Annotated in this window: 19 protein-coding genes and 3 tRNA genes; 9 read left to right on the top strand and 13 right to left on the bottom strand. The window is 72.9% G+C overall.

Features of this window, described 5'->3' with window-relative positions:
* Positions 1 to 18 precede the first annotated feature (18 nt).
* The gene (locus IEZ03_RS09230) at positions 19 to 735 is read right to left on the bottom strand and encodes a cellulose binding domain-containing protein (RefSeq protein WP_184887056.1); all 717 of its coding nucleotides are present in this window, start codon (positions 733 to 735) and stop codon (positions 19 to 21) included.
* Positions 736 to 992: 257 nt separating this feature from the next.
* Complete coding sequence (locus tag IEZ03_RS09235) at positions 993 to 1,913, bottom strand: thiamine-phosphate kinase (RefSeq protein ID WP_184887057.1); 921 nt, start codon at positions 1,911 to 1,913, stop codon at positions 993 to 995.
* Between the two features lie 134 nt (positions 1,914 to 2,047).
* Here IEZ03_RS09235 and IEZ03_RS09240 point away from each other — a divergent pair, with 134 nt between their 5' ends.
* Complete coding sequence (locus tag IEZ03_RS09240; protein ID WP_132050628.1) at positions 2,048 to 2,281, top strand: Lrp/AsnC family transcriptional regulator; 234 nt, start codon at positions 2,048 to 2,050, stop codon at positions 2,279 to 2,281.
* Complete coding sequence (locus IEZ03_RS09245; protein WP_229808158.1) at positions 2,268 to 2,729, top strand: DUF3515 domain-containing protein; 462 nt, start codon at positions 2,268 to 2,270, stop codon at positions 2,727 to 2,729. The genes IEZ03_RS09240 and IEZ03_RS09245 overlap by 14 nt, the downstream gene beginning before the upstream one ends.
* Here IEZ03_RS09245 and IEZ03_RS09250 read toward each other — a convergent pair whose 3' ends face one another.
* The 10 genes from IEZ03_RS09250 to IEZ03_RS09295 form a co-directional block, all read right to left on the bottom strand.
* Positions 2,730 to 3,281 (bottom strand): Cif family virulence factor, encoded by a 552-nt coding sequence (locus tag IEZ03_RS09250; RefSeq protein ID WP_184887060.1) that lies wholly within the window; start codon positions 3,279 to 3,281, stop codon positions 2,730 to 2,732.
* Positions 3,281 to 3,475: a ferredoxin gene (locus tag IEZ03_RS09255; RefSeq protein WP_184887062.1), complete on the bottom strand. Its 195-nt coding sequence runs from the start codon at positions 3,473 to 3,475 to the stop codon at positions 3,281 to 3,283. The genes IEZ03_RS09250 and IEZ03_RS09255 overlap by 1 nt, the downstream gene beginning before the upstream one ends.
* Positions 3,472 to 4,812 (bottom strand): lanosterol 14-alpha demethylase, encoded by a 1,341-nt coding sequence (gene cyp51 / locus IEZ03_RS09260; RefSeq protein ID WP_184887064.1) that lies wholly within the window; start codon positions 4,810 to 4,812, stop codon positions 3,472 to 3,474. Before cyp51 ends, IEZ03_RS09255 begins: the two co-directional genes overlap by 4 nt.
* Positions 4,809 to 5,588 (bottom strand): SDR family oxidoreductase, encoded by a 780-nt coding sequence (locus IEZ03_RS09265; RefSeq protein ID WP_184887066.1) that lies wholly within the window; start codon positions 5,586 to 5,588, stop codon positions 4,809 to 4,811. The genes cyp51 and IEZ03_RS09265 overlap by 4 nt, the downstream gene beginning before the upstream one ends.
* A 3-nt stretch (positions 5,589 to 5,591) precedes the next feature.
* Positions 5,592 to 6,803, bottom strand: a complete 1,212-nt coding sequence (locus IEZ03_RS09270) for a cytochrome P450 (RefSeq protein ID WP_229808159.1) — start codon at positions 6,801 to 6,803, stop codon at positions 5,592 to 5,594.
* 10 nt (positions 6,804 to 6,813) lie between these two features.
* The gene (locus IEZ03_RS09275) at positions 6,814 to 7,401 is read right to left on the bottom strand and encodes a TetR/AcrR family transcriptional regulator (RefSeq protein WP_229808160.1); all 588 of its coding nucleotides are present in this window, start codon (positions 7,399 to 7,401) and stop codon (positions 6,814 to 6,816) included.
* 68 nt (positions 7,402 to 7,469) lie between these two features.
* A tRNA-Tyr gene (locus IEZ03_RS09280) sits at positions 7,470 to 7,553 on the bottom strand.
* Between the two features lie 29 nt (positions 7,554 to 7,582).
* Positions 7,583 to 7,655 (bottom strand) — tRNA-Leu (locus IEZ03_RS09285).
* Between the two features lie 5 nt (positions 7,656 to 7,660).
* A tRNA-Leu gene (locus tag IEZ03_RS09290) sits at positions 7,661 to 7,734 on the bottom strand.
* A 234-nt stretch (positions 7,735 to 7,968) separates the two neighbouring features.
* A complete protein-coding gene (locus IEZ03_RS09295; RefSeq protein WP_184887068.1) occupies positions 7,969 to 9,516 on the bottom strand; it encodes a protein kinase domain-containing protein in 1,548 nt (515 codons plus the stop codon).
* A 138-nt stretch (positions 9,517 to 9,654) separates the two neighbouring features.
* On the opposite strand from IEZ03_RS09295, the gene IEZ03_RS09300 reads away from it, so the two are divergent.
* Genes IEZ03_RS09300 through IEZ03_RS09330 form a run of 7 tightly spaced genes read left to right on the top strand, consistent with a single transcriptional unit; the run spans position 9,655 to position 16,856 of the window.
* A complete protein-coding gene (locus IEZ03_RS09300) occupies positions 9,655 to 10,821 on the top strand; it encodes an acyl-CoA dehydrogenase family protein (RefSeq protein WP_184887070.1) in 1,167 nt (388 codons plus the stop codon).
* Between the two features lie 10 nt (positions 10,822 to 10,831).
* Positions 10,832 to 11,392, top strand: coding sequence for a TetR/AcrR family transcriptional regulator (locus tag IEZ03_RS09305; protein ID WP_184887072.1), 561 nt, complete (start codon positions 10,832 to 10,834; stop codon positions 11,390 to 11,392).
* A gap of 53 nt (positions 11,393 to 11,445) precedes the next feature.
* Positions 11,446 to 12,909 carry an aldehyde dehydrogenase gene (locus IEZ03_RS09310; protein ID WP_184887074.1) on the top strand — a complete coding sequence of 488 codons (1,464 nt, stop codon included), beginning with the start codon at positions 11,446 to 11,448 and terminating at the stop codon, positions 12,907 to 12,909.
* Positions 12,906 to 13,640, top strand: coding sequence for an SDR family oxidoreductase (locus tag IEZ03_RS09315; RefSeq protein ID WP_184887076.1), 735 nt, complete (start codon positions 12,906 to 12,908; stop codon positions 13,638 to 13,640). The genes IEZ03_RS09310 and IEZ03_RS09315 overlap by 4 nt, the downstream gene beginning before the upstream one ends.
* Positions 13,637 to 14,548, top strand: coding sequence for an NAD(P)-dependent oxidoreductase (locus tag IEZ03_RS09320; protein ID WP_221480843.1), 912 nt, complete (start codon positions 13,637 to 13,639; stop codon positions 14,546 to 14,548). The genes IEZ03_RS09315 and IEZ03_RS09320 overlap by 4 nt, the downstream gene beginning before the upstream one ends.
* Complete coding sequence (locus tag IEZ03_RS09325) at positions 14,541 to 14,927, top strand: carboxymuconolactone decarboxylase family protein (RefSeq protein ID WP_184887078.1); 387 nt, start codon at positions 14,541 to 14,543, stop codon at positions 14,925 to 14,927. The genes IEZ03_RS09320 and IEZ03_RS09325 overlap by 8 nt, the downstream gene beginning before the upstream one ends.
* A gap of 48 nt (positions 14,928 to 14,975) precedes the next feature.
* Complete coding sequence (locus IEZ03_RS09330) at positions 14,976 to 16,856, top strand: beta-propeller domain-containing protein (protein WP_184887079.1); 1,881 nt, start codon at positions 14,976 to 14,978, stop codon at positions 16,854 to 16,856.
* A gap of 157 nt (positions 16,857 to 17,013) precedes the next feature.
* On the opposite strand, the gene IEZ03_RS09335 is transcribed toward IEZ03_RS09330, so the two are convergent.
* Complete coding sequence (locus IEZ03_RS09335) at positions 17,014 to 18,135, bottom strand: D-alanine--D-alanine ligase family protein (RefSeq protein ID WP_184887080.1); 1,122 nt, start codon at positions 18,133 to 18,135, stop codon at positions 17,014 to 17,016.
* Between the last annotated feature and the right edge of the window lie 85 nt (positions 18,136 to 18,220).

Genomic DNA, 18,220 nt, shown 5'->3' on the forward strand with positions numbered 1-18,220 from the left:
TCTAGCCGGCGGCCGCGCTCAGACGAGCGCGCAGGGCCTGCCGTTCAGGACGCACGAGGACGGCTTGGCGGCGGTCCCCCGCGCGGTGAAGACGATCCGGACCCGCTCGCCGGGCGCGATGACCGTGCGGCCCCGCAGGAACGGGGTGGCGCCGGTCCGGACGGCGGTGGCGCCGCTGACGGCGGTGACCGAGGCGGTCGGGATCTGGAACGCCAGCGCCCACTGGTCCACGGGCCGGGGGCCCTGGTTGGCGATCGTGGCGGTGGCCTTGAAGCCGCCGGGGGTCCGGGACGCGACGCGGAAGGCGATGAGGAGGCCGTCGGAGCGCTCGGCGCCGCGGCTGGCGCGCTCGTCCGGGCCGCGCTGGGTGATCTGGTTGTCGCGCTGGTCGGTCTGCGTGTTGCTCGGCGCGCCGCCCGCGAAGTTGAGGGATATCTGCTGGGTGCTCAGCGCGTAGGAGACGATCCCGACGGCGACGACCAGCGCGAGGATCGGCATCAGCGGGACCGGGAGCACCGACAGGAACCTGAGCCAGCGGCGGCCGCCGCCGGGCTCGAGGTCGAGCGGATCGGGAGGCCGTTCGGGTGCGGCGGCGGGATAGGGGTTGGCGGGAGCGCCCGGGAAGTCACCCGGGTAGTCGCCGGGGAGCGGCTCGAACAGCCGGCGGGACGGCGGCCCGTTCTGGCGTTCCGCGCCGGGCGGAGGACCGGTGGAGATGCGGTCGTGCGGTGACACGTAGACCCGGTCGTCGGTCGGCCCGGAGTAGGCGTCGTAGGGCGGACCGGACTCGTAGGGCGGACCGGACGGAGCTCCGTAGGGTCGGACCCGGGAGCCTCGGGCGCCCCGTAGGGGGTCGTCCTCCGGTGGCCCAACCTTGCTGTGTCGTCCCATCCCATCCCTCTTCGATCACAGGATGTATACCAAACCCGTACCAACCATGCCTACAGGATCCGGCAACGCTTACGGCTGTACGCGCTGCGTGCCCGGCGCGTTCAGGTCCGGAAGTGGTCCCATCCGCCGGCGGGCGGTTCGCGGCCGTCGACGTGCACTCCCGATCCTTCGGCGACGACCCCGATCCGCCTCCAGGTCGCCGGCAGACGGGCGTCCGGCGGGAACGATCCGGCGAACGCGTGATCTTCACCACCGGTGAGGGCGTGCCGGAGGCCGTCCGGCCCGAGGACGTCCGGGACGGGCACGGCCGCGGAGTCGATGTCGATCCGGACGCCGCTCGCGGCGGCGATGTGCCCGAGGTCCTGGACGAGCCCGTCGCTCACGTCCAGCAGCGCGGTCGCACCGTGCGCACGCGCCTCTCCGCCCGCCGCGTACGGGGGTTCGGGACGCCGGTGGGCCGCGATCAGCTCGGCGGGCCCCTCCAGCCCGGCGGTGAGGAGGGCCAGCCCGGCGGCGGCGTGGCCGAGCCGCCCCCGGACGGCGACGACATCGCCGGGCCGCGCCCCGGACCGGGTGAGCGGCGCCCCGCCGCCCAGGTCGCCGAGCGCGGTGACGGCGAGGGTGATCTCGGGGGCGCCGACGACGTCGCCGCCCGCGACGGACGCACCGGCCGCGCGGCACTCGTCGGCGAGCCCGTCGTAGAGCCGCTCGGCCCATTCCGCGTCGGTCGAGGGCGGGGCGGCGAACCCGACGAGCAGGGCGGTGGGCCGGGCGCCCATGGCGACGACGTCGGCGAGGTTCTGCGCGGCGGCCTTGCGGCCGATGTCGTAGGGGCCCGACCAGTCGCGGCGGAAGTGCCTGCCCTCCACGAGGAGATCGGTGGTGGCCACGACGCGGCCGTCCGGCGCGGCGACGACGGCCGCGTCGTCGCCGGGGCCGAGCGGCACCGAGGGACCCGGCGGCAGCCGCCGGGTCAGCCGGGCGATCAATCCGAACTCGCCCACGTCGCCGATGGTGCCCATTTTCCGCCGGTTCCCCCGTTCGCGCGGTCGTGTGCGGCCCGATCGCGGCACGCGCTCCCCCGGCCGCCCGCCGCGGCGCGTAACACGATACGGTGAACCGTCCGACGGCCAATTCTCCGACCGGGGAGGACGTGATGGTGCAGGCCTACATCCTCATCCAGACCGAAGTCGGCAAGGCAGCCGACGTGGCGAATCACATCTCCGGCATATCCGGTGTGACGCTGGCGGAGGACGTCACGGGGCCGTACGACGTGATCGTCCGGGCGGAGGCGCGCAATGTCGACGAGCTGGGCAAGCTCGTCGTCGCGCAGATACAGGCGGTCGAAGGCATCACCCGCACCCTCACCTGCCCGATTGTTCACATCTAGCCCGAAGCCGCTCCTGGTCGCGGCGCTGGCGCTGGTGGCCGCCGCCTGCGGCGGCGGGGCCGTGCAGGTTCCCGTGCCGCAGCCCGACGCGGCCACGCAGCGGCTCTGCGAGGGGCTGCGCCTGCCCGCGAACGTGCACGGGCAGGAGCGCCGCGACACCTCCCCCGAGTCCCCGCTGACCGCCGCCTGGGGGTCGCCCGCGATCGCGCTGCGCTGCGGCGTGCCGCGGCCCGCCTCGCTGCGGCCCACGTCGGAGCTGGTGACGATCAACGGGATCGACTGGTTCGGGTACCCCGCCGACCGCCCGGTCACCTTCACCGCGGTCGCGCGGCAGGCCTACGTCGAGGTGACCGTCCCGCCCAAGTACAACCCGGCCGGGGACGTCCTCATCGAGCTGGGCCCGGCGATCAAGGCGACGATCCCGGCGAAGCCCGAGGGCCAGATCTGATCACCAGATCGGGACCGGGCTCTCCCCCCGCCGGTAGTAGCCGGGGATCGGCTCGCGGGACGCCGCCCGGTCCAGGCGCCGCTTCATCCCGTCCGACAGCACGTCGGCCTTCATCATCTCGACGAACACCGCCGTGACGTTGCCGAGGTCGAACCAGTCGCGCTGCCACGACCACTGCCGGTTGCCCGCGTACCGGAACCACGAGCCGCCGATGCCGAGCACCTCGTACGGCGTCCCGTCCGGGCGCTTGGCGTCGGCGATCTGCTTCCAGAAGCCGACGACCTCGCCCTTGCGCTCGTCGACCAGGATGCTCTGGTACGGGTAGATCCAGCCGTCCAGCCCGCCCATCTCCTGGCCGAGTGCGATGTCGCGGATCTCGTCGCGGCCGACGGCCATGAAGTCCTGCTTGGGGCCGACGTTCCAGCCGTAGGTGGCGTCCTCGGTGTAGAGGTCGGCGAGGGGGCGCCAGTCGCCGGCCTCCTCGCAGCGCCGGTTCTCCTCCAGCCAGTGCTCCACCATCGCGTCGAGTTCTTCACGGGGGAATGAGGGCATCACGTCTCCAGCAGTTTGAGCGCCTGGGTCGGGCAGTAGCGGACGGCGGCCTGCACTTCGGCGCGCACGTCCTCGGGGGGTTCGGCGTCCAGGATCCGGACCTTGCCTTTGCGGGGGACCTCGAAGACGTCCGGCGCCTCCATCTCGCACATCGCGTGCCCCTGGCACAGGTCCAGGTCGGCCTCGATCCTCACCGGCGCCTCCTGCGGTACCGGGCCGCGCACGGCTGGGCGAGCTGGACGACCATCTTCGAGTGGTCGTTGCGGTAGGTCTCCAGGGGCTGCGCGGGCTCGAACTCCCAGTCCCGCAGCAGCACCGAGAAGATCGCCTTGAGCTGCATCATGGCGAAGTTCGCGCCGACGCAGCGGTGCCGTCCCGCGCCGAACGGCACCCACGTCCAGCGGTTGAGGACGTCCTCCTCGCGCGGGGCGACGTAGCGCTCGGGGCGGAAGGCGTCCGGGTCGGGGAAGTCGCCCTCGATCCGGTTGGAGACGGCGAGGCTGCAGCCGACCATCGTGCCTTCCGGGATGCGGTGCCCGCACACCTCCTGGTCGGACTGCGCGACGCGCAGCAGCAGGATCAGCGGCGGGTGCAGCCGCAGCGCCTCCTTGATCGCCGACTCCAGGTACGGGATGGCGCGCAGCGCCTGGAACGACACCTCGCTGCCGTCCGCGTACAGCTCGTCCAGCTCGCGGACGACGCCGTCCAGCACGTCCGGGTTGCGGAGCAGCTCGATCAGCGTCCACGCGGCGGTGCCGGACGTGGTGTGGTGGCCGGCGAACATCATCGAGATGAACATGCCGGTGACCTGGTCGGCGTCGAACCGCAGCGTGCCGTCCTCGTTCTTGATGGACATGAGGACGTCGAGGAGGTCGCGGTCCTCCTTCGGCGGGCTGGGCGGGCGGCCGTCCATGATGCCCTGGACCAGCTCGACGAGCGCCGCGCGGGCCGCGTCGCGGCGGCGGAAGCTCTCGATGTCGGCGTAGGGGTCGACGTAGGCGAGCGCGTCGGTGCCGCGTTCGAGGCCGTGGTACAGGTCGGCGAACCGGCGGTCGAGCTGCTCGCGGAACTTGCGCCCGATCAGGCAGGCCGACGAGGTGTAGATGGTCAGCTCGGCGAAGAAGTCGAGCAGGTCGATCTCGCCCTCGTCGCCCCAGCCGGCGACCATCCGGTCGACCTCGGCGGCGATCGTCGCGGCGTGCCCCTTCATGTAGGAGCCCTTGAGCGCCTGGTTGTGCAGGGCCTCGCGGCGCTGCTCGGGGGTGGCGTCGAACACCACGCCCTCGCCGAAGATCGGCGTCATGAACGGGTACGCCTCGGCCTGGTCGAGCTCCTCGTCCGGGGCGCGGAAGAAGTACTCGTTGGCCTCGGCGCCGGTCAGCAGGACGACGCGCCGCCCCGCGAGCCGGAACTCGCCGACGTCGCCGCACTCGTCCCGGACGCGCCGCATCAGCCCGATCGGGTCCGAGCGCAGCTCCTCCAGGTGGTCGGGCCCGCCCGACACCACGCGCGGCTCCACCAAAGCGGTCATGATTCCTCCAGGGGGGCTTCGGGCTGTACTTCGACGAGCCGGAGATGGGCGCCGCGCGGGGTCGCGACGACCGCGGCCACGGCGGCGGCGACGTCGGACGGGCGCAGGAAGTACGGGTGGCGGGCGTGGCCCCACTTCACCCAGTCCTCCAGCACGGCGCCGGTGGTCTCCGCGTCCCAGGTCATGCCCATGCCGGTCGCGGTCGGTCCGGGCCGCACGATCGACGCCCGCACCCCCGTCCCCTCCAGCTCCATCTGCATGGTGCGGGCCATGCCCTCCACGCCGCTCTTGGCCGCGACATAGGCGCCGGTCCAGGACCGCGGAGCGGGGACGGTGTCGGAGGAGATGAACACGATGTCGCCGCGGCGCCGCGCCACCATCTGCGGGACGAAGTGCGACACGAGCCGGTGCGCGCCGACGAGGTGGACCTGCACCTGCGCGACGAACTCGGCGGAGCCGAGCTCGTGCAGCCGCCCGGCGGACAGGTCGCCGGCGCCGGACACGACGACCTCGACCGGGCCGAGCGCGTCCTCGGCGGCCGCCGCGAACGCCTTGACGGAGTCGGCGTCGCCGACGTCCAGCGCGTGCGCGAACGCCTCTCCCCCGCCGGCCCGGATGGTCGCGGCGAGTTCCTCGCACTTGTCCACGCGCCGCGCGCCGAGCGCGACCGGGTGCCCGGCCGCCGCCAGCGCCGCCGCCGTGGCCGCGCCGATCCCGGACGACGCGCCCGCCACCACGACCGGGCGCCGCTCGGGATGGGGATCGAACCTTGGCATGCCTTAGCTCTCCTTCCGCCCCCGGCCGACCACGCGAACGGGCAGCGCCGCGAAGCCGCGGACGTTCACCGAATGGACCCGCTCCGCGCCGGCGTGGTCGACCTCGAAGGAGGAGACGCGCCGCACCAGCTCGCCGAGCGCGATCCGCGCCTCCAGCCGGGCGAGGTTGGCGCCCAGGCAGAAGTGCCGGCCGCCGCCGAAGCTGACGAGCTGCGAGGTGTCGCGGTCGAGGTCGTAGCTGTCGGCGTCCTCGAAGACGCGCGGGTCGCGGTTGGCCGACCCGACCAGCAGCAGCATCCGGTCGCCCGCGGGGACCCGCTGCCCGTGCAGCTCGATGTCCGTGGTGACCAGCCTGGCGAGCATCTGGCTGGACGTGTCGTAGCGCAGCGTCTCCTCGACCCAGTCGTCCACCCGTCCCGGGTCGCCGAAGGGCTTGGCGGCCTGCTCCGGGTTCAGCGAGGCCCAGTACAGGGCGTTGGCGAGGAGCTTGGTCGTCGTCTCGTTGCCCGCGACCACCATCAGGAACAGGAACGCGATGACCTCTGTGTCGTCGAGCCGGTCGCCGTCGATCTCGGCGTCCAGCAGCGCCGAGGTCAGGTCGTCGGCGGGCCGGCGCCTGCGCTCGGCGACCATGTCCTGGTAGTAGCCGACGAGCGTGAGCGCCGCGTCCATCCCGGCGGGCGGGACGTCGTTGAGGCCCTCCTCGCGGTGCACGACGAGGTCGGCGAGCCGGCGCACCTCCACCCGGTCGGCCTCGGGGACGCCCATCATCTCGGAGATGACGTCCATGGGCAGCAATCCGGCGAAGTCGGACACGAAGTCGAACTCGCGCTTCTCCAGGGCCGGCTCCAGGTGGCGCCTGGCGAGAGCCCTGATGCCGTCGCCCATCTCCTTGACCCGGCGGGGCGTGAAGCCCTTGGACACCAGCGCCCGCATCCGGGTGTGGCGCGGCGGGTCGAGAGCGAGGAACGACATCGTCCGGTGCGCCTGCGGCCCCCACGCGCTCGGCTCCAGCGAGACGCCGTGCGAGTTGGAGAACGTCGCGTGGTCGCGGAACGCGGCGGACACGTCCGCGTGCCGGGACAGCGCCCAGAAGCCGAGCTCGTCGTTGCGGTAGAGCGGCGCCTCGTCGCGGAGCCGCGCGTAGCAGGGGTAGGGGTCCTCGTGGACGGCGTAGTCGAAGGGGCTGTAGAAGATCTGCGCGGCAGGGGCCACGGCCGTCACCTCACTCGGCGGGTTCGGGCAGGATGAGCTCCGCCATCTCGGCGAGCCGGTCGGCGACGCGGGCGTAGGACGTGTAGCCCATGCCCGCGTGCACGAGCGCGCCGGTGTAGGCCAGCTCGAGCGCGCCGAGGATCTGGGGGTCGTCGTGGTCGCGCAGCGCGGCCTGGATGCGGCCGCGGATCGCGACGCCGATGCGGACCCGCAGCTCGCGGACGTCGGGGTCGGTGCCGAGCAGCGCGGTGGTGCACGCCGCCGCCAGCTCCGGCTCGTCCGACACCAGCAGCGCGATCTCGCGCAGCACCTCCACCACGCGCTCGTGCAGCGTGCCGTCGGCCTCCACCGGCGGCAGCGCGCTGAGCCGCCGCCAGAACACCTCGGTGATCAGGTGGTTCTTCGACGCGAAGTAGGTGTAGGCGGTCGCGGGCGCGACCCCGGCGCGCTTGGCGACGTTGCGGACGGTGAGGCCGTCGTAGCCGGTCTCGCCGACCTCCACCACGGCGGCGTCGGTCAGCCGCCGCACCGTGTCGGCCTGCCGGTCGGTGAGACGGCGGCGGGTGGGCTCGGTCGTCAGCTGCTCATTGCCGGACACGTGTCCAGACATTAGTTCAGTAACGCGCGCACCGCAATGCCGGGCCGGAACTTCACCGGGTGCGGCCGTGGGGCGGGTGGGATTCGAACCCACTCAGCGCGAGGCACCTGCTTTACAGGCAGGCCCGACTCTCCGGACGTCGGCGCCGCCCCCCACGTGCGGGCCCTGTTGGCCCGCCCAGTACCTCCGGAGGGATTCGAACCCCCAGCACACGGCACCTCATGCCGCTGTCTCTGCCGTTGGACTACGGAGGCATGCGTGCGGCTCCCGGGATTCGAACCCGGAACATCCACTTCCTGAGAGTGGCCTCTCTGCCCGTTGGAGTAGAGCCGCGTGATCGTCGCGAGGTGGCGTCACTCGCCTGCGGCTCGGCCGGGGTCTAGCGCGAGACGGGATACCGGCCGGGGCGGGCGTGCGACGCCGAGGGCAGTCGGAGTCGATACCGAAGTCGATACTGCTCCAGAGCCATGGCCGGTCCTCCTCTCGGGTCTCGTACCGCCCGTCTTGGACGGGCCGACGTCGTCAACGGTGCCATCGCCCGGCCCGCCGCCGCAACGCGTTTTCCGGTCACTGCTCTTCCGGCAGCAGGATGCCGATGATGATCAGGATCCAGACCGCGACCATGAGCCAGCCGAGGACGATCCCGGTCACCGCGAGGCCCGTCCCGCGCTCGCCCGAGCGGCGCGCCCGCGACAGGCCCATATGCCCGGTGACGATCGCCGGGATGGACAGCAGCCCGCACGAGATCGGCCCGATCGCGCCCATCGCGACGGAGTAGATCGTGAGGATGTTCACCGGCGGCCTGGCGTGCGGGTCGGTGCGCGGCCCCTGCGCGGGCGGGTACCGATGGGCGGCCGGGGGCGGCCCTGGGACCGGGTAGGCGCTGTGCTGCGCGCCGTGGGTCGCATGGTGGGCCGGGTCGGCGGCGCTGTGGGTGGCGCCGTGGTGGGTGGCGCCGTGGTGGGTGGCGCCGTGGTGGGTGGCGCCGTGGTGGGTGGCGCCGTGGGCGGGCGGGTGCCGGTAGGCGGCGGGACGGCCGGCGACCGCGTCGGCGTACCGGTTCCAGGTCTCCGCCTCGGCCGTGCGGCCCTGCCCGCTGAGCAGCAGGGCGAGGTTGCGCATGGCGGCCGGGTCGCCGGCCTGGGCCGCCTGCCGGTACTGCCGCTCGACCAGCGCCTCCGCCTCCCCCTCGGCCAGCGCGGGCGCGGGGGTGTCCGGCCGGGGCCGGGCCGAAACGGTGCCCTGGGTATGCGCCTTGCCCTGGGTCTGCACAGTGCCTTGGGGCTGCACAGTGCCCTGGGTCTGCGGGGGCCGGCGGACGTCGCTGGAGATGAGCCGGTCCAGCAGGGTCTGGGCGGACGGACGGCGCGCGGGGTCCTTGGCCAGGGCCGCGCCGACCGCGGCGAGGAGCGTGCCGTCCAGCCCGGACAGGTCCGGGTCCCCGCTGACGATCTGGTGGATGATCGCCGGGATCGAGTCGCCGCCGAAGCACGGCCTGCCGTTCGCGGCGAACGCCACGGTCGCGCCCCAGGCGAACACGTCGGACGCCGGGTCGGCGCCCCGCCCGTCGAGCTGCTCCGGCGCCATGAACGCGGGCGTGCCGACGATGCCGCCGGTCGCGGTGAGCCGCGTGCCGTCCAGGGACCGGGCGATGCCGAAGTCGATGACGCGCGGCCCGAACGTCGACAGGAGCACGTTGGCGGGCTTCAGGTCGCGGTGGACGACGCCCGCGTCGTGGATCGCGGTCAGCGCGGTCGCGATCCCGACCGCGACGGCCTCCAGGTCGGCGCCGCGCAGCGGGCCGTCCTTGCCGACGGCGGCCTTGAGGCTCGGCCCGTTGACGAACTCGGTCACGAGGTAGGGCGGGTCCGCGGCGGGGTCGGCGTCCAGGACCGGCGCCGTGCAGAACGGCCGGACCCGCTGCGCCGCCGACACCTCGGCCTGGAACCGCGCCCGGTACCGCCGGTCGGCGGCGAACTCGCGCCTGATGACCTTGATGGCGACCTTGCTCCCGCGGTCGTCCAGCCCGGCGAACACCGTGCCCATGCCGCCCTCGCCGATACGGTCCACGACCCGGTAGGGGCCGATGCGTTCGGGCAGGTCAGGGTGCGGCACGGGGGCGTTCTCCTCGGGTATGGGCCTCGGTCCCACAAGCCTGGCATATCGGGATGTGCGCAGGGGGGCGCCCGCCCCATGCCGGAGATCTTTCGAGGTCTTTCGTCAGCACATACTTACGAGTATGGTCTCCGTACTATGGAGTATGGCGATGAGATCGTCCGGCGGGCGCGGGAGCTGGCGCCGGTACTGAACGAGCGGGCCCGCGCGGCCGAGGAGGCGCGGCGGCTGTCCGACGGGACCGTCGCCGACCTGGCCGGGACGGGGCTGTTCCAGATGCTCGTGCCGGAGCGGTTCGGCGGCGGCGGGCAGGGCTTCGGCGCCATGGTGGCGGCGTGCCGGGAGATCGGCGCGGGCGACGCCTCCGCGGGCTGGCTGAGCGTCATCTACACGCTGCACAACTGGATGATCGCCCTGCTGCCGGAGGAGGCGCAGCGGGAGGTCTGGGCGGACCGGCCGTACGCGCTGGTGCCCTGCACCCTCGCGCCGAACGGGACGGCCGAGGCCGTCGACGGCGGGCACCGCGTCACCGGGCGCTGGTCGTGGGGCAGCGGGGTCATGCACGCCGACCACGTGATGGTCATGGCGCTGGTCACCGTGGCCGACTCGATCGAGCCGCGGCTGTTCCTGCTGCCGCGCGAGGACGCCGAGGTCCACGACGTGTGGCACACGAGCGGGATGCGCGGCACCGGCAGCAACGACATCGAGATCAAGGACCGCTTCGTGCCGGCGCACCGGTCGGTGCCGCTGACCGACCTCACCGAGGGCAGGTCGCCCGGTTCGCGGGTCCACGACGGCGCGATCTACCGCGTCCCGCTCGTCCCGGTGTTCGCGCTGACCGGGGCCGCGCCCGTGCTGGGCGTGGCCGAAGGCGTGCTCGCCCGGTACGCGGAGCGGATGCAGGGCCGGGTGATGGCGTACACCGGCGTGAAGCAGCGCGACCTGATGAGCGGGCAGATCCGGCTGGCGAAGGCGACCGCGGACCTGGCTGCGGCCCGCCTCCTGCTGGAGGACGCGGTGCGCCACCTGACGGAGACCTACGAGTCGGGCGGAAGCTACGGGATCGCGGAGCGCGCGCGGTCGCGGCTGGTCGCGGCGCACGTGGCCGGCGTCGCCCGTACGATCGTGAACGAGCTGTGCGCGTCGGGCGGGGCGAGCGTCCAGTTCGCGGACTCCCCCTTCCAGCGCGCGCAGCGGGACGTGAACACGATCTCGGCGCACGTGGTCTTCGACGCCGACGCCACGTACGCCCTGTACGGCAGGACCGCGCTGGGCATGGAACCCGATCCCATGACCCTGGTCTGAACGGAGAGCGGTGGGCGGGACGACGAGCCGGGCGCGCGTGGCCCGGCGGGACTGGATCGAGGCGGCCTACCAGGAGCTGGCGCGGGCCGGCGAGCGCGGTGTCGGGATCAACGCGCTCGCCGCCCGGCTCGGCGTCACCAAGGGCAGCTTCTACTGGCACTTCAAGGACCGGTCCGAGCTGATGCGGGCGCTGCTGGACCGGTGGGCCCACGAGCGCACCGACGAGGTCCTGGCCCTCGCGCTGGGCAGCACGCCCGATCCGCTGGAGCGGCTCCGGCGCATCCAGGCGCTCGGCCGCGAGGTCGCGCCGGTCGACCGGGCGATGCGGCTGTGGGCCCAGCACTCCCCCGACGCGGAGGAGGCGGTGCGGCACGCCGACCGGGCGCTGCTGGGCCACATCGCCGGGTGCCTGGACGAGCTGGGCTTCGCCCCCGAGGAGGCCCGGCTCCGCGCGCTGCTCATGCTGCGGGCGTGGGTCGGCGGCTACCTGGTCCCGTCCCCGGACGAGGGCGAGACGCCCGGCGCCGACCACGCCCTCGGGATCTTCCTAGCGAATCCCTCTATTTCCTGATTTCGCCGGATCGGTCTTGCGCCCGACCCGGCCCTGAACTGTAGTCTGGACAGGTGTCCAGAACAACCGATCGCTTGCTTCTGCTGGACGGGCGGCTGACCCCGAGCGCGGACGGCGGCGCCTTCGAGACCATCGATCCCGCCAACGAGGACGTGCTCGGCACGGCCGCCGACGGCACCCCGGCCGACATGGACCGCGCGATCGGCGCCGCCCGCCGCGCGTTCGACGAGACCTCCTGGTCCACCGACACGGCGTTCCGGGTGCGGTGCCTGCGCCAGCTCCGGGAGGCGATGCAGCGGCGCTCGGACGAGCTGCGCGAGCTCACGATCCGGGAGGTCGGCGCGCCCCGGTTCCTGACCTTCGGCGGCCAGCTGGACGCGCCGGTGGACGACCTCGGCTGGTTCGCCGGGCTCGCCGAGTCCTACGAGTGGGAGCGGGACCTCGGCCGCGCCGAGCCGATGGGCATGCCCAGCCACCGGCGGATCCGCCGGGAGGCCGCGGGCGTCGTCGGGGCGATCACCCCGTGGAACTTCCCGCACCAGATCAACCTGGCCAAGCTGGGCCCGGCGCTCGCCGCGGGCAACACGGTGGTGCTCAAGCCCGCGCCCGACACCCCGTGGTGCGCGGCGGTCCTCGGCGAGATCATCGCCGAGGAGACCGACATCCCGGCGGGCGTCGTCAACGTGGTCACGTCGTCCGACCACGGGCTGGGCGCCCGGCTCGTCGAGGACCCGCGCGTCGACCTGGTGACGTTCACCGGCTCCACCGCGACGGGCCGCACCGTCATGGCGAGCGCGGCCGCAACCCTCAAGCGGGTCTTCCTGGAACTGGGCGGCAAGTCGGCGTTCATCGTGCTGGACGACGCCGACCTCAAGGCCGCCTGCTCGTACGCGGCGTTCTCCGGGATCGCCCACGCCGGGCAGGGCTGCGCGATCACGACCAGGATCCTCGTCCCGCGCGCCCGCTACGACGAGGCCGTGGAGATCACGGCCCGGTCGCTGGCGAAGCTCGGCGCCGGCGACCCCGATGACGACCGGACGATCTGCGGCCCGGTGATCTCGGCGCGGCAGCGCGACCGCATCGAGGGCTACCTGAGGCTGGCCGCCGAGGAGGGCGGGTCGTTCGCCTGCGGCGGCGGCCGCCCCGAGGGCCGCGACAAGGGCTTCTGGATCGAGCCGACCCTCATCACGGGGCTGGAGAACGACTCCCGCACCGCCCGCGAGGAGATCTTCGGCCCGGTGCTGGTGATCATGCCCCACGACGGCGACGACGACGCCGTCCGCATCGCCAACGACTCGCCGTACGGGCTGTCGGGCGCGGTGCACGGCGGCGACCTGGAGCGGGCGCGTGCGGTCGCGGGCCGGCTGCGCACCGGGACGGTCAGCGTGAACGGCGGCGTCTGGTACAGCGCGGACGTCCCGTTCGGCGGCTACAAGCAGTCCGGCATCGGCCGCGAGATGGGCGTGGCCGGTTTCGAGGAGTACCTGGAGACCAAGGCGATCGCGGAGGGGCTATGAGGTTCGAGGGGCGGGTGGCCGTTGTCACCGGGGCCGCGCAGGGGATCGGGGAGGCGTACGCCCGGGCGCTGGCGGCCGAGGGCGCGTCCGTGGTCGTCGCCGATGTGGACGAGCGCGGGCAGGCCGTCGCCGACGACATCAAGGGCGCCTTCGTGCGGACGGACGTGTCCGACCCGGCGTCGGTCGAGGCGATGGCGGCGGCGGCCGTGGAGCGGTTCGGCGGCATCGACCATCTCGTCAACAACGCCGCCATCTTCGGGACGATGAAGCTGGACTTCCTGTTCACCGTCGACTGGGACTACTACAAGAAGTTCATGTCCGTGAACATGGACGGCGCGCTGCTGTGCGCGCGGGCCTGCTACCCGCACATGCAGGAGCGCGGGGGCGGCTCGATCGTCAACCAGTCGTCCACCGCCGCGTGGCAGTACTCCGGCTTCTACGGCCTGGCCAAGGTCGGGGTCAACGGGCTCACCCAGCAGCTCGCGCACGAGCTGGGCAGCATGAACATCCGCGTGAACGCGATCGCGCCCGGACCGATCGACACGGAGGCGAACCGGACGGTCGTCCCCGGCGGCATGTCGCAGAAGATCGTCAAGGAGAAGATGGCGCTCAAGCGGATGGGCACGCCCGAGGACCTGGTCGGGATGTGCCTGTTCCTGCTGTCGGACGAGGCCGCCTGGGTCACCGGGCAGATCTTGAACGTGGACGGTGGCGAGGTGTTCAGGGCATGAGCGAAGCGGATCGGGGGGCGCGGGGGGTCGTCCCCCCGCAGAAGGCACGCATGAGCCCGGAGGGGACTCGAAGTGTCGGGTTCATCGGGCTCGGGCAGATGGGCGCGCCGATGGCGCAGCATCACACCGGGCGCGGCCTCGTCGTCCACGACACCCGGCCCGAGGCGGTCGCGCCGCTGGTGAAGGCGGGGGCGCGGGCGGCGCGGAGCGTCGCCGAGGTGGCGGCCGCCTGCGAGCTGGTGTCGATCATGGTCCGGGACGACGCCCAGGTGGCCGAGGTGGGCGAGGAGGTCATCGCAAGCGCCCGCCCCGGGACCGTCCTGGCGATCCACTCGACGATCCGCGCGAAGACCGCCGAGGACCTGGCCGCGAAGGCGCGGCGCTACGGCATCGAGGTCGTGGACGCGCCGGTCAGCGGCGGGTTCATGGGGGCGAGCGCCGGGAGCCTCGCCGTCATGGTCGGCGGGACGGACGAGGCGTTCGAGCGCTGCCGGGAGCCGTTCGGGGACTGGGCCGGCCTCGTCCTGCACATGGGCCCGGTCGGCGCGGGCACCCGCACGAAGCTGGCCCGCAACATGCTGCACTTCGTGTCGTTCACCGCGGCGGCCGAGGCGCAGCGGCTGGCGGAGGCGTCGGGGGTGTCGCTCCGCAAGCTCGGGCGGATCGTCCGGCACTCCGACGCGATCACCGGCGGCGCCGGGTCGATCATGCTGCGGCCGACGACCGCGCCGCTGGAGCCGGACGACGACCTGTACGACATCCTCCGCCACACCCGGGACCTCGGCGAGAAGGACCTGTCCCTCGCCCTGGAACTGGCCGGCGAGCTGGGGGTGGACACCCCGTTCGCCCGCCTCGCCCTGGAGCGGTTCGGTGCGGGCCTGGGCCTGACGGGAGATGAGGATGACTGAGAAGGACGAACGGCGCGCACGTGGCCTGGAGATGATGCGCAAGGTCTACGGGTGGGAGATCGAGGACGCGCCCGGCGAGTTCTTCGGCATCACCGTCGACCACCTCTTCGGCGACATCTGGACGCGGCCGGGGCTGAGCATGCGCGACCGGCGGCTCCTCCTCGTCGGAGTGCTGGCGGGCCAGGGGCTGAACGACGTCCTCGACATCCAGATCCCGGCGGCGCTGGCCAACGGCGAGCTGTCACCGGACGAGCTGCGCGAGATCGGCGTCTTCCTGACCCACTACGTGGGCTGGCCGCTCGGTTCCCGGCTGAGCGTCCAGATCGACACCCTCATCGCCAAGCACGAGAAGCGCGCCCGCAAGAACGAATCCCCCTGAATGCTGAACTGAGGGGAACCCGCGGTATGCCGCGGGCGTCGAACGTCCATGCGTGGTCGTGTCTTCGCTCCGGTCGCGGGCGTGCTGTTCCTTGCGGCCGGCTGCACCGGCTCCCCCGGTGCTGCGAACCCGCCGCCGAGCCGGTCACCGGTGCGGCTCGTCGCCTACGACGACTGCGACGCGCTCCACGAAGGGCTGCGTGAGGCGACCGCCGACCGCGTCGGGCCGCACGGACTGGACAACGGCATGCCGGTCGGCCTGCCGGAGGGCGACATCGCCCTGAAGGGCCCGCGGTCCGCCGCCGGCGCGGCCCCCGGCGAGCCGCCCCGGCACTCCACCACGAACGCCCACGAGAAGGACGCGGACGAGCCCGACCTCGTCAAGACCGACGGCCGCAGGATCGTGACGATCGCCCGCGGCGACCTCGTCCTCATCGACCCCGCGACGCGCAAGGTCACGGACACCTTGGAGCTGCCGGGCAGGGGCCTCCACGGTGAGGCCCGGCTGCTGCTCAGCGGCGACCGGGTGCTCGTCCTGGACGAGGAGTCCCCGGTGAGCCCGCTCCCCCGGCGGCCGGCGCCGGGAGCAGGGGACTCGCCCGTGCCGCGGACCCCGGGACCCACGACGCGCCTGACGCTCGTCGACATCTCCGCCGCCCCGAAGGTCGTCGGCACGATGACGAGCCACGCCCACTACCTGGACGCGCGGCAGAGCGGCCCGACGGTCAGGGTCGTGCTGAAGTCCGTGCCCGACATCCACTTCCCCGGCGGCAACGGCATGGAGGAGGCCACCGAGGCGAACCGGAGGGCCGTGGTGACGGCCCCGCTCGAAGCCTGGCTCCCGGTGTTCCGCGTCGAGGCCGGCGGCCGGTCGAGCGACCACCGGGTGCCGTGCGAGCGGGTCAGCCGCCCTGCCTCGTACGCGGGTTCGACCGTGCTGAGCGTGCTGACGTTCGACCTCTCCAAGGGGCTCGGCGACCCGCAGGCGATCGGCGTCACCGCGGACGGCAGCACCGTCTACGGCAACGGGAAGAGCCTGTACGTCACCGCCGCTCCCCCCGGCGCGTCCCTGTGGAGGCCGCGCGGGAAGCAGTCCGAGGAACGCACCGACGTGCACAAGTTCGACGTCGGCGGCGAGGGACGTCCCCGCTACGTGGCGTCGGGCTCGGTCAAGGGCTTCCTGCTCAACCAGTACTCCTTGTCGGAGCACGACGGGAAGCTGCGCGTCGCCACGACCACCGGCCGGTTCGCGCGCGGCGACCGGTCGTCGCAGAGTTCGGTGTACGTCCTGGACCAGGCCGGGAACCGCCTTCGCCAGGCCGGACGCATCGACGGGCTCGGCAAGGGCGAGCGGATCTACTCCGTCCGGTTCATCGGCACGACCGGCTACGTCGTGACGTTCCGGCAGGTCGACCCCCTGTACGTGCTCGACCTGAAGGACCCGGGCCGCCCCCGCCTCACCGGCGAGCTGAAGATCCCCGGCTATTCGGCGTACCTGCACCCCACCAAAGAGGGGAACCTCCTCGGAGTAGGGCAGGACGCCGACCGCACCGGCCGGACGACGGGCCTCCAGGTCTCGCTCTTCGACGTCTCCGCCACGCAGCCCCGCAGGCTGGACGACCACACGCTGCCCGGAACGACGTCGAAGGCGGAGTTCGCTCCGCACGCGTTCCTGTACTGGCCGGACTCCGGCCTGACCGTCATCCCCGCGAGATCCCGGCTCGGCGGAGAGGCCGAGGCCCTCGCCCTCAAGGTGACCGCGTCGTCCATCAGCGGGCTGGGAACCGTCCGCCACCCGCCCGACGACCAGAACGGCGGCATCGACCGCTCCTTGATCATCGGCGACACCCTGTGGACGTTCTCCAAGAACGGCGCCAAAGCCACAAACGCAACCACCCTGAAGACCTCGACCTGGCTGCCCTACAACTAATCCCCCAGCGACCCCAGCCACGCACGCGAGCGCGTTACCTGACCGGTGCGGCGAAGCCGAAGGCGAGCCGCACCGGGAAGATCGCGAAGCGATGCAGCGCTCGCACAGGCCAGGTCACGTAGCGAGCGCCAGCGAGCGAAGTGGGCCTGGACTGCAATCAACGCAGGCCGGTGGAGCGGTGCACGGCCGTCTGGATGAGCCGGTCGACCAGCGCCGGGTAGTCGAGCCCGGTCGCGGCCCACATCTGCGGGAACGCCGACGCGGGGGTGAAACCCGGCATGGTGTTGATCTCGTTCAGGATCCAGCCGCCGTCCGGGGTGTGGAAGAAGTCGACGCGGGCGAGGCCCTCGCAGTCGAGCGCGTCGAACGCCTGCACGGCGATGCGGCGGACCTCCTCGATCGCCGCGGGCGGCAGGTCCGGGGGGATGGCCATGGTGGTGGAGCCGTCGAGGTACTTGGTCTCGAAGTCGTAGAAGTCGTGGTCGCCCGCCATCAGCACCTCGGCGGGGAGGCTCGCCTCCGCGGGGCCGTCGTCCATGCCCTGCAGGACGCCGCACTCGATCTCGCGGCCCTCGACCGCGGCCTCGACGATCACTTTGGGGTCGTGCTCGCGGGCCGCCTCGACCGCGGCCTCCAAATCGGCCTCGGCGGTGACGCGGGTGATGCCCATGCTGGATCCGGCCCGGGCCGGCTTGACGAAGACGGGCGTGCCGTCCGCGAGCCCCAGTTCCTTGATCTCGTCGATCTTGCGCTTGCGTTCGCGGCGCCACTCCCGGTCACCGACCAGGACGTACGGGCCGACGGGCAGGCCGCGCGCCTGCCAGACCAGCTTCATGAAGCCCTTGTCCATGCCGACGGCGCTCGCCAGCACCCCGGCGCCGACGTAGCGGACGCCCGCGAGGTCGAGAAGCCCCTGGATCGTGCCGTCCTCCCCGTAGGGCCCGTGCAGCAGCGGGAGGACCACGTCCACCTCGCCGAGCGTCTCCGGGACCCGCCCCGGTTCGACGACGAGCAGGCCGCGGTTGCCCGGGTCGAACGGCAGCGCGAGGACGCCGCCCTCGCCGGTCACCTCGGGCAGCCGGCCGCCCTCGATCGCGAGCGGGAGGTCGGCGGGCGGCAGCACCCAGCGCCCGTCGCGGGCGATGCCGACCGGCACCACCTCGTACCGGTCCCGGTCGATGGCGGCCATCACGGCCCCCGCGGTGACGCAGGAGATCGCGTGCTCGGAGCTGCGTCCGCCGAAGACGACGGCCACGCGGATCTTCGAAACCTGGGACATGACGTCCGACCCTATCGGTGATCAGCCCGGGCGGGCCAAGAGCGGTTCCGGTACGGCGGTCCCGCCGGCCGGTCCGGCCGGGGTG

Origin of the sequence: Actinomadura livida, from assembly GCF_014648675.1 — a bacterium.
Lineage (GTDB): Bacteria > Actinomycetota > Actinomycetes > Streptosporangiales > Streptosporangiaceae > Spirillospora > Spirillospora livida.